This is a genomic window from Corallococcus sp. Z5C101001 (assembly GCF_007352635.1).
Lineage (GTDB): Bacteria > Myxococcota > Myxococcia > Myxococcales > Myxococcaceae > Corallococcus > Corallococcus silvisoli.
In genome coordinates, this window is sequence record NZ_VKLU01000008.1 from 535279 (window position 1) to 549144 (window position 13866).

The following is a 13866-nucleotide window of genomic DNA, read 5'->3' on the forward strand; positions in this document are numbered from 1 at the left end:
ATGACCCCGCAGCACCTGCTCCCGGAGGGAGAGACCGCGTGATGAAAAACCGCTTGAGGGCGTTCCTGTTGTGGGCTGGCCTGGGCTTGCTGCCCGTGCTGGCCGGCTGCGATGCAGAGGAGTGCAAGGACGCGTTCGACTGCCGCGACCAAGGGACGGCCCCCGCAGGACAGGCATGGACGTGCCAGGAGTCCCTATGCGTCGCCGTCACGCTGGTCCCCGCGAAGGACGCGGGCACGAACGCGGACGCGGGCGTGGATGGTGGCCCGGGCGTGGATGCGGGTGCGGACGGGGGCGTGGATGCGGGTGTGGACGGGGGCGTGGATGCGGGTGCGGACGCGGGGCCCGTCGCCTATGTCCGCTTCGTCAACTCGCTCTACGAGGGCAACTTCGACGATGCGAACACGCCGTGGGACGCCGCCCGGTACCGGATGGAGGTCCACTCCAGCGCGGCCTCCCAGCCGCTGTTCACCGGCGTGGAGCCGGGAGCGGCGGGCGCGAAGGCGTTCATCGCGGTCACGCCGGGCGCGAAGCTCACCTTCACCCTCCGCCGCACGGGCGCCGCTCCTTCGCAGCCCGCCGTGGCGACGAGCGCGGAGGTGTCACTGGCGGAAGGCGGTCGGCTGACGCTGCTGGCGATGGGTGGAGTGGCCAGCCAGGGCACCTCCGAGGTCAACGCGCCGAAGCTGCTCGTGCTGGATGACTCCGCCTTCGGTGCCGTGCCTCCGGGCGAGGTGCGGGTGCGGCACGTGACCGCGGATCAGGTCATCGCGGACTTCTTCCCCCGCTTCCTGAAGACCGACTCGGGCGACGAGCTTCCGGAGGTCACGCCCTTCACCGCGGATCCCGAGGTGAAGGGGCGCGTCATCCCGGAGGCGACGACTCGCCTGCTGGTGCGTGGCAGCATCGACACGCCGGAGCCTTCGCAGAGCGGGGAGCTGGGCTACACGCTGCCGGCCGGCGCGCTGGTGAAGGGGCAGGCCTACTACGTCCTGTCCTCCGGCGACGACCGGCGCGCCATGAACGACCCGGGCGCGTCCACCCTGTGGCTGATTCCCGTGGGGAAGGACGGCGCGGTGCGCATGAAGCGGGACCCGCTCCTGTACTTCTTCCACGCGCTCGACTCCGGCGCCCCGCTGAAGGCGCTCAGCCAGGGCGTGCCCGTGGCGGCGGACTTCCGCTACGGCTCCGACCCGAAGCCGGGCGACCTCCCCGCCAGCGCGGCGGGCCACACGCTGTCGTTCGTCCTGCAGTCGGATGGCGCCACGTCCGTGCTGGGCGGCGTCCAGACGGGCCCGCTGGAGGCGGGGCGCCGCTACCTCGTCGTGGTGTCGGGGCAGGCGGGAGGGACCGGGGCCCTGGCCCCGCGGGCCTTCGTCGTGCCGGACACCTTCCCGTCGGAGGCGCAGGACGCGCGCGTGCGGTTCGTGAATGCCTGCGCGGCCTCGCCCGCGACGGGCGCCAGCCTGGGCTACTTCGACGTCGCTCTGGATGGCTCCAGCCGGGGCACCACCTTCACGCCCGTCATCCAGGACGTGGCCTACGGCACGGCCGGTGGCGCCACGGACGGCGTGGCCTTCCCCGCGCCCACGGGCACCGACGTGACGGGCTCCTATTTCTATTACGCCGTCCGGGGCACCGTGAGCGGCGCTCCCACGAACCGCTCCGTGCAGGGGCTGCCCATCGTCCGGCCCCACCTGTTCCTGCTGATGGGGAACTGGGACAGCGGCCCCACGTTCCGCGCCTTCAACCTGCGCTCCAACACCTGGAGCGTCCTGACGCCGCGAGGTGACGACGTCTTCCGTCCGTAGCCGCCCCCGAAGACAACGGCGCCCGCCCCGGAGTCCTTCCCGGGCGGGCGTCGGCGCGACCGGACTTCCAGGCGCGAAGGGCTACAGCACCTTCACCGGCACTTCCTTGAGCACCTGGTCGCCGCGCATGATGACGACGGTCCAGTTGCCGGGCTTGGCCAGCTTCACGCCGGTCCACTGCCGCGCGCGCCAGCCCTCGCCCTTCACCTTCACGTCCTTCGTCTCACGCACGGTGTTGCCCTGCTTCACCTGCACCGTGAGGTCCTCCACGGAGTCGCCCTGGGGCACCAGGTAGCTCTGCCACAGCATCACGGAGGCCCCCGCCTTGACGCCCTCGGGGCCCACCTCGGCGGTGCACTCGTACTTGTTGGGGCCGTCCTTGGCCACCTCCGTGCACAGCTTGGCCTCCACCAGCACGGGGCCCTGGCCCTGGCCCTTGTAGAAATAGTTCCAGGTGTCACGCACGGCGTCCGCGCTGGGGGGCTTCACGGACTCGGCCGCCGGGGCCGCCTCCTGGGCTCCCGCCACCGTCGCCATTCCCAGCACCGCGCACAGCACGCTTCCTTTGAACACGTTCATCATGTCTTGGGGTCCCCTCGTTGATGTCATGGGGGGCCGGCCCACATCCGGCCCTTGGGTGTGCGTGTCTAGCATGGAACAGCGCGCGCCCCTGCTTCCCTCCCGGCCCCGGCGCATGGCGTGCCGCGCTATCCGAAGAGGAAGAAGGCCAGCGTCACCAGCGGCAGGTACGCGAGGAACGCGACCAGGAGGAAGCCGAGGATGTCCTTGAACTCCAGCCGCGCCACGGCCAGCAGCGGCAGCGCCCAGAAGGGCTGGATGAGGTCGGTGGCCATGTCGCCCCAGGCGTACGCCAGCACCACCTTCTCCGGCGCCACGCCCAGCCGCCCCGCCGCCTCCAGCAGGTAGGGCGCCTCGATGGCCCACTTGGAGCCGCCGGAGGGCACGAAGTAGTTCACCACGCCGCTGTACAGGTACACGACGGCGGGGAAGGTGTCGCGCGTGGACAGCGACACGAAGAGCGCCCCGATGCGGTCCGTGAGCCCGGTGGCCTTGAAGATGCCGTAGATGCCCGCGTACAGCGGGAACTGCAGCACGATGCCGTGCAGCACGCCCGCGGCCTCCTCGCTGGCCTTGAGCAGCCGCGCGGGCGTGCCGTGCAGCAGCACCGCCAGCGTGAGGAAGGTGAAGTTCACCCCGTTGAGGTTGAGCGCCTTCCAGCCGCCGTTCAGCCACAGGTGCCGGGCGAACCACACCAGTCCCAGCACGCCGAAGACGGCGTTGAGCAGCCAGGCGTTGTCCAACCACTCGGCGGGGCTCAGCGGCCCTCGGGGCTTCTGGGGCGGAGTGAAGTCCCCCAGCTTCTCCAGCACCGCGGGGTCCACCCGCACGGTGCGCGCGGGGGACGGGTGCAGCGCCCACGCCAGCCCGGTGAGCAGCGCCACCGCCGCCAGCGTGAGGCCCACGTTGAAGGGGGAGAACAGCGTCCGGCTGATGGGGATGAGGCCCAGCTGCTTCTCCAGGAAGTGCCCTGGCGTCGCGACCAGCAGCGGGGCGGAGGCGGACAGGCCCGCGTGCCAGGTGGCGCCCAGCCCGAAGTACGCGCACGCCACCAGCAGCCGGTAGTCCACGTCCGGGCGGCGCCGCGCGATGAAGCGCACCAGCATGGCGCTGGCCACCAGCGACAGGCCCCAGTTGAAATACGCGAGCGCCATGGACACCGCCGCCATCAGGGCCGTGGCGCCCCGCGGGCTCCTGGGCAGGCTCGCGACCTTCTCCAGCAGCGCCTTCACCGGCGCGGTGAGCGCCAGCAGGTAGCCCGTGAACATCACCAGCGCCATCTGCATGGAGAAGGTGAGCAGCTCCCAGAACCCGCCGCCCCAGGCGTCCAGCACCGCGGGCGGCGCGGCGCCCCCCCAGCCCATGGCCAGCGCCATCGTGAGCAGCGTGAGCAGCACGGCGATGGCGAAGGCGCTGGGCACGAAGCGCGCGGAGAATCGGCCCAGGCCTTCGGCGAACCGGACGAGGGTTTCCACGGTGGCGGGCTCCAGGCGGTCAGGCGACCCCAGAAACTCCCAGGGCGGCACGGGGTGTTTTACGGTAAGAGCGGTCGCCATGTCCCCTAGCGAGCAGCACCCTCCCGTCTTCGAGCGCATCGCGACAGGCGTGCCCGGACTGGATCCCATCCTGGGCGGTGGCCTGATGGCATCGGGCGTCTACATCGTCGTGGGGGAACCGGGGGCGGGGAAGACGCTCTTCGCCAACCAGCTCTGCTATTCGCAGGCGCGCCAGGGGACGCGCTGTCTCTATGTGACGCTGCTGGCGGAGTCCCACTCGCGCATGCTCTCGAACCTGCGAGGCATGGCGTTCTTCGACGCGTCCCAGCTCCCCCAGCGCATCTACTACGTCAGCGGCTTCCGGATGCTGGAGGAGCAGGGCCTGCCGGGGCTCCTGGAGCTGCTGCGCCGGGAGATGCGCAACCACGGCGCGGGCATCCTGGTGCTGGACGGGCTGGTGCAGGCGCAGGAGGCCGCGGGCAGCAGCCGCGACTTCAAGAAGTTCATCCACGAGCTCCAGGTGTCCGCCAGCCTGTCGCGCTTCACCGCGCTCCTGCTCACCAGCAGCGTGGGCCCCACCGTGCATCCGGAATACACGATGGTGGACGGCATCCTGGAGCTGCGCGAGCGCACGGCCGCCATGCGCTCCTGGCGGGAGCTGCAGGTGCGCAAGTTCCGGGGCAGCGCCAGCCTCGGCGGCTCGCACCACTTCCGCATCTCCGAGGCGGGCGTGGAGGTGTTCCCCCGCCTGGAGTCGATGGTCAGCCGCGCGCAGCCGCCGGACTGGGGCGCGCAGCGGGTGCGCTTTGGCGTGCCCACGCTGGACGCGATGATTCCGGAGGGCATCGCCGCCGCGTCCACCACGCTGGTGATGGGGCCTCCGGGCTGCGGCAAGACGCTGCTGGGCGCCAGCCACCTGGCGGAGGGCCTGCGGCTGGGCGAGCCCGGCCTGATGGTGAGCTTCTACGAGGGGCCGGAGCGGCTGCTGCACAAGGCGGCCAGCGTGGGCCTGTCGCTGGGGGGCGCGGTGAAGGATGGCCGGCTGGTGCTCCAGTGGAACATGCCCGCGGAGTGCAACCTGGACATGGTGGTGCACGCGATGATGGAGGACGTGCGCAAGCGCGGCGTGAAGCGCCTGTTCGTGGACGGCCTGAGCGCCATGGTGGAGACGACCCACGAGCCGGCGCGCATCAGCCCCTTCTTCGCCGCGCTCACGCAGGAATTGCGACGCCACGGGGTGACGACCGTCTTCACGCTGGAGACGCCGCGCCTCTTCGGCCCGGACATGGATGTGCCCCTGGGCACCGGCCTGTCCGGTGTGGCGGAGAACCTGCTGTTCATGCGTCACCTGGAACTCAACGGACGGCTGCGGCGGCTGCTGTCCATCTTCAAGCTGCGCGACGCGGACTACGACCCGACGCTGCGCGAGTTCCTCATCACCTCCCAGGGAATCGAGGTCCAGCCTCCCTTCCAGCCGTCGCCCGAGCTGCTGCTCACCGGCATCGCCCGCTTCCCGGGCAACCACTCCTGACCCCCTGAGGACCCGTGGTTCCCGCGACCGAGACCGTGCTGGTGGTGGACGACGAACAGGGCATCTTGGAAGCGCTGGCGGACCTCTTGCGTGAAGAGGGCTACCGCGTGCTCACGGCGTCCCATGGCCGCGAGGCCCTGGAGCGCCTGGCGGAGGTGAAGCCGGACCTGGTCCTCACGGACTGGATGATGCCGGTGCTGGACGGCCCCGCGCTCATCGAGCGCCTCCAGCAGGACCCCGCGCTCCGCGGCATCCCCGTGCTGGGCATGAGCGCCGTGGACGTGAGCGGCCTCAGGCGCCAGCACCCCGGCATGGAATTCCTCCAGAAGCCCTTCGACATCCGCGCCCTGATGAAGCTGGTGCGCAGGGCCCTGGACGCCACCCCCTCCGTCCAGGGAGGGTGAGGCGAAGCGCCGCGCGTCTGGAGGGTCCCGCCATGTTCCACCTGCTGAAGCTGGGTCCGGTGCCCCTCTCCGTGGGCACCACGGGTGTGTACCTGCGCATTGGCGAGACGGGCGACCCGTCCGCCCCCGTCTTCGAGCAGACGGACGCCGCCGGGGTGCGCGCCCTCATCGCCGGGCTGGAGCCGTCCCAGGTGTCCTGCGAGCCCGCGCTGGCGGACGCCGCCGCCGAGCTGGGCCTGGCCGTGGCGCCCCCCTCGCCCGCGGCGCTCTCCGCGAGGGCGGCCATCGCCACCTTCCTCGCGTGGGGGCAGCTGGGCGTGTCCGGGCTGGGGTCGGACAAGGCGCTGCTCTTCGTCCAGGCCGCCACCGAGTTCTGGGACGCGAAGCCCTGGACGCACTGGGATGACAGCCAGCCCTTCGTCGTGGAGGTGACCGGCGCGCACGCGCACACCTACGAGGGCTGCGTCTTCCACGGCGACGACGAGGGGCCCTCGGGGCTGGCCCTCTACCTGGCCCCCGGCGCGCTCGCGTGGCTGCTGGAGCTCCAGGTGCACGGCGACGACCAGGAGGCGAAGGCGCTGCCCGCCATCACCGTGTCGCTGGAGGCCCGCCCCCCCTACGCCGTGGAGGCGCTGTCCGCCGCGGGCCGCCTGCCCCGGCTGCCCCTGCCCGTGAAGGCCGGCCCCCAGGGCCTGACCGTCCCCTCCAGCCTGGAGGCCCTCATCCTGGTGGCCGCCCTGCGCGCCGTGGCCCGCCTGTCCCCCGCGCAGCCGGAGGCCCTGAGCAGCATGGTGGCCGGCGATGCCCGCATGGACGTCCGCGTGCGGGCCCCCGCCCCCCGCGTGCGCAACTAGGCGGAACCAGGCACCCCCTGCCGTGACGCCCCCGCGCCAGGCGGGGGAACGGGCTGTGTGGAACTGTGAACAACCTTCGTCATCGTAAAGGTTGATTCACAAAGTATCTGGGTCCATAGGTGGAGACGTGACTGACGCCGGCCTCACTCCTCGGGTCCAGCGCTTCCTCACGACGCACATCGATTCCATCGAGAAGCTGGAGGTGCTCCTCCTGCTTCGCGCCCGGACCGACCGGGCGTGGACGGCGTCAGCGGTGGCACTGGAGCTGCGCATCACCGAAGCCTCCGCGGCCCGCCGACTGGCGGAGCTGAAGACGGGAGGGCTCCTGCTCCAGGACGGCGAAGCCTCCTTCCGGTTCAGTCCTGGCCGGTCGGACGACGTGCAGGCCACCGCGGAGCTGGCGACCGCGTACGCGGCGCGCCGCGTGAGTGTGATTTCGTTCATCTTCTCCCGGCCCATGGACCGGGTGAGGGGCTTCGCGGACGCGTTCGTGCTCAAGCCGGACACGGACAAGGACGGCGACGGAAATGGCTGAGGCGGTCTACATCCTGTGCGCGCTGACGAGCGCGGCGTGCGCGGTGCTGCTGCTGCGGGCGTGGCGGCGCACGCGGATGAAGCTGCTGCTCTACAGCGGGCTGTGCTTCGTGTTCTTCACCGTGAACAACGTGCTCTTGTTCGTGGACCTGGTGCTCATCCCCGCGGGGGACCTGACGATGGCGCGCACCGTCACCTCGCTGGTGGCCAGCGGGGTGCTGCTCTTCGGCCTCATCTGGGACGTGTCGTGAGGAAGGGGGCGCGGTGTTGAAGACCCTGCTCGATGGCGCCGTGCTGATGGCGTACCTGGCCTGCGCCCTGTTCTTCCTCCGCTTCTACCTCCAGTCGAAGGACCGGCTCTTCGCCCTGTTCTCCCTGGCCTTCACGCTGATGGGCGTGCACAACCTGCTGGGCGCGCTGGTGGCGCCGGACCTGGACGCCGAGCGCGTCTATTATCTGTACGTCGTGCGGCTGGTGGCCTACCTGCTCATCCTGGGAGCCATCTGGGACAAGAACCGCGCGGGGCGTGCTTCGCGGTGAGATGCTGTTCCTCCTCCAGGAGGACCCTCGCATGGCAGACACATCGCTCCCCCGCTTCCCTCCTCGCCGGGGGCTCGGGCGCACGGGCTTCACCGCGACGGCGGTGGGCATTGGTGACGTGGCGGACCGCACGGTGCCGCGCGCGGAGCTCGTCGCCACGCTGGCGCGGGCGCTGGACGCGGGGCTCAACGTCATCGACACCGCGCCGGGCTACGAGGACGGCCTGAGCGAGGAGGTCGTGGGCGAGGCCTTGAGGGGCCGGCGCGAGGGCGTCTTCGTCATCGACAAGGTGGATGTGCTGGACGCGCCGGTGGCGCCGCAGGTGGAGGCGAGCCTGGCGCGGCTGGGGCTGCCGTCGGTGGACCTGTTCGCGCTGCACGCGGTGAGGTCGCTGGAGCAGTGGGAGGCGGTGGCCCGGCCGGGCGGCGCGCTGGAGCAGCTGGAGGCGTGCGTGGCGAAGGGGCGGGCGCGCTTCAAGGGCATCTCCTGCCACCACCCGGACGCGCTCGTGGCGGCGGTGCGCTCCGGGCGGTGCGACGTGGTGATGTTCCCGCTGGGGCCCTTCGTGGACGCGCGCTACGTGGAGGAGGTCTTGCCCCTGGCGCGCGAGCGCGGCGTGGGCGTGGTGTCCTTCAAGACGTTCGGCGCGGGGAAGCTGCTGGGCGACACGGAGGGTTATGGCCGGCCACTCCAGGCACGCCCGCGCGGCAAGGTGAGCTCCGGCGGCGAGGCGCGCGACACGCCGGTGTTGCCGCACCTGACGGTGGCGGAGTGCGTGCACTACACGCTCACGTTGGATCCGGACGTGATGCTGATGGGGATGGGCTTCGCGAACGAACAGGACGCCGCGCTGCACGCGGCCGCGGCCTTCCGGCCCCTGGACGCGGCCGGGCTCCGGACGGTGCGCGAGCGGGCGCGCGAGGCCATCCAGGGCAAGGGCGAGGTGTGGTGGAACCCGCCTTCACCGGAGGCTGTCGCGGGCTGAGCCTCCGCGCGTGGGCAGGCGGGCAGTGGCGGGTTGCCTGTCGGACACTCGATTTGAATCCCGCGGCGATGAAGGCTCGCGAGGCATCGGGGCTCGTCATTATCGGGGCGTCCCCTGGGTGAAAGGGCGTCCTCCCATGGCGCCGTGATCGCGCTCCATGCCCGAACCTTCCATCGAGCCCCTGACCGAGCCCGCCGGTGAGCCGTCGCGGCCCCGCGCCCCGACAGGGGAGGGCGCGACGCCCCGCTCCCCGGAGGTGTTCCTGGGGGCCGGGGACGCCCCCTCCGCGCGGGAGCCGGGGCCTCTGGAGTCCGTGGCGCCTCGCATGGCGGAGGGGCGCTTCGCGTTCCTGGCCCGCGCGGGCGAGGTGCTGTCGTCGTCGCTGGATGAACCGACCGTGCTGCGCCAGCTGGCGGAGCTGGTGGTGCCGGAGCTGGCGGATTGGTGCACGGTGGACCTCCTCACCCCGGCCCGGACCGTGGTGCGCCGGGCCGCCGCGCACCGGGACCCCGCGCGGGTGCCCGCGGTGTATGCGATTGCGGAGCGCTGGCCGCCCCGGGCGGATGAGCCGCGGTCCGTGGGCTACGTGCTGGGGACCGGTCAGTCCCTCCTGGTGCCGGAGCTCACCGAGGCCCGGATGCGGGAGGCCGTGGCGCAGGGGAACGAAGCGCTGGCCGAGGCGTGGCGCCTGGGCTGCCGCTCCGTGATGCAGGTCCCGCTGGCGGCGCGGGGGCGCGTGTTGGGATGTCTGTCATTGGTCGCCGGCGAGTCCGGCCGCCGCTACGACGAGCACGACCTGGAGCTGGCGCGGGAGCTGGCCCGCCGGGCCGCGCTGTCGCTGGACAACGCGCTGCTGTACGGCGAGGCCCGTCAATCCCAGGCGCGCGCCGCGCGGCTGCAAGCGGTGACGGCGGCGCTGTCCCGCGCGGCCACCGAGGACGCGGTGGCGCAGGTGCTGGCGCGCGAGGTGTGGGAGGCCAGCGGCGCCACGCGCGTCGCGGTGCTGGCCCTGGAGGAGGACGGCCTGCTGCGTCCGCTGCGCCTGCTGGGCTATTCGCAGGAGGCGCTGACCCGCTTCACCCGGCCTCCCCATGAGCCCTCGCGCCCGGAGGTGTGTCAGGTCCTCCGGCGGGAGGCGGCGTGGTTCTCCTCGTTGGAGGAGTTCATCGCCCAGCATCCCCGGGACGAGGCGTTCGCGCGCAGCCTGGGCCCCGGGGCGCGCGCGGTGGTGCCGCTGTGGTGCGAGACGCGCGTGCGGGGGCTGCTGCTGCTCGCGTGGCCGGAGTCGCGGGTCTTCTCGGCCGCGGAGCGAGGCTTCCTGGAGGCGCTGGCGCACCAGTGCGCGCAGGCGCTGGAGCGGGCCGCGCTCTACGAAGCGCTGCGCGAGCGCACGGAGCGGCTGCGGCAGGCGCTGGTGACTGGCGACATGGGGACGTGGCGGGTGGACCTGTCGCACGGCAGGGAGCTGCGCGACGCGGCGCTCAACCACATGCTGGGGTTGCCGGCGGTGGACTCCGCGTCGTCCGTGGGGGACCTGTTGGAGCGCGTGTACCCGGAGGACCGTCCGCACGTGGAGGCGGAGTACCTGCGTTACCAGCGGGAGGCGCCGGGCTTCTTCGAGCTGGAGTTCCGCGTGGTGCGCCGCGACGGCGGCGTCCGCTGGCTGCACAGCGTGGGGCAGTCCTTCGCGGGGCCGGATGGGAAGGTGGCGGAGCTCACCGGCGCGATGGCGGACGTCACACGGCGCAAGGAGGCCGAGGAGCGGCTTCAGCTGCTGCTGGACGCGAGCCGCGTGCTGGCGCCGCGCCTGGACGACGTGGAGGAGGCGCTGCCAAGCGTGGCGCGGCTGGTGGTGGACCATGTGGCCACCGGCTGTCTGGTGGACCTGGTCGCGCCGGACGGCACCCTGCGGCAGGTGACGGCGGCGCACCGCGTGCCGGCCCATGACGCGCGGCTGAAGGCGTCCCTGTCGGCGGAGGACCGGGGGGCGGCGCACCCGGCGCTCCAGTGCTTCGAGTCGGGGGAGGTCTGCTTCGTGTCGCGCCTGGACTTCAAGCACCGCGACGCTGTCTCCGCGAGCGAGTCCCACCGGGCGCTGGTGGCCAGCCTGGAGCCCACGTCGGTGCTGTCGGTGCCGCTGCGCTCGCGGGGCCGCACGCTGGGCGTCATCACGCTGTTCACCGCGGCGCCCCAGCGCACGCTGGTGGCCGCGGACGTGACGATGGCGGAGGAGCTGGCGTTGCGCGTGAGCGTGGCGCTGGAGAGCGCGCGCCTGTTCCATGACGCCCAGTCCGCGGTGCGCCTGCGCGACGAGTTCCTCTCCGTGGCGAGCCACGAGCTGAAGACGCCGCTCACCAGCCTCATCCTCCAGCACAACCTGATTGGCCGGGCGCTGGAGAGCTCGGGCACGCCGGGGCCCGTCATCGGACGGCTGCACACCGCGCAGCGGCAGGTGTTCCGGCTGACGGCGCTGGTGGACAACCTGCTGGACGTGAGCCGGATGTCGTTGGGCAAGCTGTCGCTGGAGCGCGCGGAGGTGGACCTGACGCAGGTGACGCGCGACGCGGCGGAGCGGCTGGGGGAGGTGTTCGCGCAGGCGCGGTGCCCGCTCCAACTGGAGCTGCCGAGCACGCTGACGGGCCAGTGGGACGCGCTCCGGTTGGACCAGGTGCTGGTGAACCTGCTCACCAACGCGGCGAAGTACGGCGCGGGCCGGCCGGTGTCGGTGCGCGCGGGCGTGAACGCTCGCGACGAGGCCTGGCTGGAGGTGCGCGACGAGGGCATCGGCATCGAAGCGGACGCGCTGCCGCGCCTCTTCGGCCGGTTCGAGCGCGCCGTGTCCGACCGGCACTACGGTGGCATGGGGCTGGGGCTCTACATCAGCCGCCAGATTGTCGATGCGCTGGGCGGCCGCATCGACGTGACCAGCCAGCCGGGGATGGGCGCCACGTTCACGCTGCGGCTGCCCCGCGCGGCTCCAGGGGGAGCGGCGCGGTCCCGTCCCCCCTCGAAGTGAGGGAGGACGGGAGGCGGGGGCGCTTCACGTCAGTGATGGGGTCCCTTGGGTGGGGGCCCTTCGGCTTCCAGCGCGCGGTACTCGTCGTCGGTGAACAGGCGCGAGCGGATGAGGAAGCGCACGCCTTCGGGGGCTTCGACGGAGAAGCCGCTGCCGCGACCGGGCACCACGTCCACGGTGAGGTGGGTGTGGCGCCAGTACTCGAACTGCGGGCCGGACATGTAGAAGGGCGTGTCGGCGATCCGGCCCAGGTACACGTCTTCCTGGCCCACGCGGAAGTCGCCGCGCGGGAAGCACATGGGCGCGCTGCCGTCGCAGCAGCCGCCGGACTGATGGAAGAGCAGCGGGCCGTGGAGGCCCTGCATCTTGTGGAGCAGGGCCTCGGCGGCCGGCGTCAGCTCGACGCGCGGCACGGTCATCGTCGTCCCTAGAAGAAGCCCATGGGCTTCGGGTCGTAGCTGACGAGCATGTTCTTCGTCTGCTGGTAGTGATTGAGCATCATCTTGTGCGTCTCGCGGCCGATGCCGGACTGCTTGTAGCCGCCGAACGCCGCGTGCGCGGGGTAGAGGTGGTAGCAGTTCACCCAGACGCGGCCCGCCTGGATGCCGCGGCCCATGCGGTAGGCGGTGCTGTTGTCGCGCGTCCACACGCCGGCGCCCAGGCCGTAGAGGGTGTCATTGGCCTGCGCGAGCGCGTCCGCGGCGTCCTTGAACTTCGCCACCGCGACCACAGGGCCGAAGATCTCCTCCTGGAACACGCGCATCTTGTTGTGGCCTTCGAAGATGGTGGGCTCCACGTAGAAGCCCTCCGACAGCGCGCCGGACAAGGACTTGCGGCCACCGCCGGTCAGCACCTTGGCGCCCTCCTTCTTGCCGATGTCCAGGTAGGAGAGGATCTTCTCCAGCTGATCATTGGAGGCCTGCGCGCCAATCTGCGTGGAGACATCCAGCGGGTTGCCCTGGATGATGCGCTTGGTGCGCTCCACGGCCTTGTGCATGAAGTCGTCGTAGATGCGCTCGGCGACGAGCGAGCGGGACGGGCAGGTGCACACCTCGCCCTGGTTGAGGGCGAACATGGCGAAGCCCTCCAGCACCTTCTGGGCGAAGTCGTCGTCCTTGGCGAAGACGTCCTCGAAGAAGATGTTGGGGGACTTGCCGCCCAGCTCCAGGGTGACGGGGATGATGTTCTCGGAGGCGTACTGCATGATGAGGCGGCCGGTGGTCGTCTCACCCGTGAAGGCGATCTTCGAGATGCGCTTGTTGCTGGCGAGCGGCTTGCCGGCCTCGATGCCGAAGCCGTTCACGATGTTGAGCACGCCGGGGGGGAGCAGGTCGCCCACCAGCTCCGCGAACTTGAGGATGGTGACGGGGGTCTGCTCCGCGGGCTTGAGGACGACGCAGTTGCCGGCGGCGAGCGCGGGGGCCAGCTTCCACGCGGCCATGAGCAGCGGGAAGTTCCAGGGGATGATCTGCCCGACGACGCCCAGGGGCTCGGTGAAGTGGTAGGCGACGGTGTTGTCGTCCAGCTGGCTGAGGGAGCCTTCCTGGGCGCGGATGCAGCCGGCGAAGTAGCGGAAGTGGTCGATGGCGAGCGGCAGGTCCGCGGCGAGCGTCTCGCGGACGGGCTTGCCGTTGTCCCACGTCTCGGAGACGGCGAGCATCTCCAGGCTTTGCTCCATGCGGTCGGCGATCTTCAGCAGGATGTTGGCGCGCTCGCCCGCGGCGGTGCGGCCCCACGCGTCCTTGGCCTTGTGCGCGGCATCCAGGGCCTTCTCGATGTCCTCCGCGGTGGAGCGGGGGATTTCACAGAAGGGGCGCCCGGTGACGGGGCTGATGTTCTCGAAGTACTGGCCCTTCACGGGCGGGACGAACTCACCGCCGATGTAGTTGCCATAGCGGCTCTTGTATTCGACCTTGCTGCCCTTCTGACCCGGCGCTTCATAGACCTTCGACATGGGGGACTCCCTGCGTTGGGTTTTGACGCACTCCTGAGGGGTTTGGACGCGGAACAGACCATAGGCAGGTAACGCTCCGCGTTATGTGAGGAGAGGAGGATGTAAATGTCTGTTAATGGTTGGTCGCCCAGACAGGTGCCGACAAGGCATACATGGGGAGGT

The 13866-nt window shown here is 71.2% G+C and carries 13 protein-coding genes; 9 read left to right on the forward strand and 4 right to left on the reverse strand.

The window, feature by feature from the left end:
• Positions 1–41 precede the first annotated feature (41 nt).
• Positions 42–1811, forward strand: a complete 1770-nt coding sequence (locus FOF48_RS20125; RefSeq protein WP_143904045.1) for a DUF4397 domain-containing protein — start codon at positions 42–44, stop codon at positions 1809–1811.
• Between the two features lie 81 nt (positions 1812–1892).
• On the opposite strand, the gene FOF48_RS20130 is transcribed toward FOF48_RS20125, so the two are convergent.
• Together FOF48_RS20130 and FOF48_RS20135 are read right to left on the reverse strand one after the other, a co-directional pair.
• Positions 1893–2393 carry a hypothetical protein gene (locus tag FOF48_RS20130; RefSeq protein WP_143904046.1) on the reverse strand — a complete coding sequence of 167 codons (501 nt, stop codon included), beginning with the start codon at positions 2391–2393 and terminating at the stop codon, positions 1893–1895.
• Positions 2394–2518: 125 nt separating this feature from the next.
• A complete protein-coding gene (locus tag FOF48_RS20135) occupies positions 2519–3865 on the reverse strand; it encodes a short-chain fatty acid transporter (protein WP_143904048.1) in 1347 nt (448 codons plus the stop codon).
• A 79-nt stretch (positions 3866–3944) separates the two neighbouring features.
• Here FOF48_RS20135 and FOF48_RS20140 point away from each other — a divergent pair, with 79 nt between their 5' ends.
• From FOF48_RS20140 to FOF48_RS20175, 8 genes are all read left to right on the forward strand, one after another.
• Complete coding sequence (locus FOF48_RS20140) at positions 3945–5417, forward strand: ATPase domain-containing protein (RefSeq protein ID WP_143904050.1); 1473 nt, start codon at positions 3945–3947, stop codon at positions 5415–5417.
• A 14-nt stretch (positions 5418–5431) separates the two neighbouring features.
• Positions 5432–5821, forward strand: a complete 390-nt coding sequence (locus FOF48_RS20145) for a response regulator (protein ID WP_143904052.1) — start codon at positions 5432–5434, stop codon at positions 5819–5821.
• Between the two features lie 32 nt (positions 5822–5853).
• Positions 5854–6675, forward strand: a complete 822-nt coding sequence (locus FOF48_RS20150; protein WP_143904054.1) for a hypothetical protein — start codon at positions 5854–5856, stop codon at positions 6673–6675.
• A 127-nt stretch (positions 6676–6802) separates the two neighbouring features.
• Entirely contained in the window at positions 6803–7210 is a 408-nt protein-coding gene (locus FOF48_RS20155) for a hypothetical protein (protein ID WP_143904056.1), read from the forward strand.
• The gene (locus FOF48_RS20160; RefSeq protein WP_143904058.1) at positions 7203–7460 is read left to right on the forward strand and encodes a DUF5985 family protein; all 258 of its coding nucleotides are present in this window, start codon (positions 7203–7205) and stop codon (positions 7458–7460) included. Before FOF48_RS20155 ends, FOF48_RS20160 begins: the two co-directional genes overlap by 8 nt.
• A gap of 13 nt (positions 7461–7473) precedes the next feature.
• Positions 7474–7749, forward strand: a complete 276-nt coding sequence (locus tag FOF48_RS20165; protein ID WP_255442427.1) for a DUF5985 family protein — start codon at positions 7474–7476, stop codon at positions 7747–7749.
• A gap of 31 nt (positions 7750–7780) precedes the next feature.
• Positions 7781–8734: an aldo/keto reductase gene (locus FOF48_RS20170; protein WP_143904060.1), complete on the forward strand. Its 954-nt coding sequence runs from the start codon at positions 7781–7783 to the stop codon at positions 8732–8734.
• 157 nt (positions 8735–8891) lie between these two features.
• Entirely contained in the window at positions 8892–11750 is a 2859-nt protein-coding gene (locus tag FOF48_RS20175; RefSeq protein ID WP_143904062.1) for a GAF domain-containing protein, read from the forward strand.
• 29 nt (positions 11751–11779) lie between these two features.
• Here the strand turns inward: FOF48_RS20175 and FOF48_RS20180 are convergent, their stop codons facing one another.
• Both FOF48_RS20180 and adh read right to left on the reverse strand, forming a co-directional pair.
• Entirely contained in the window at positions 11780–12169 is a 390-nt protein-coding gene (locus FOF48_RS20180; RefSeq protein WP_143904063.1) for a DUF779 domain-containing protein, read from the reverse strand.
• Between the two features lie 8 nt (positions 12170–12177).
• Positions 12178–13704, reverse strand: a complete 1527-nt coding sequence (adh, locus tag FOF48_RS20185; protein WP_143904065.1) for an aldehyde dehydrogenase — start codon at positions 13702–13704, stop codon at positions 12178–12180.
• Positions 13705–13866: the final 162 nt, after the last annotated feature.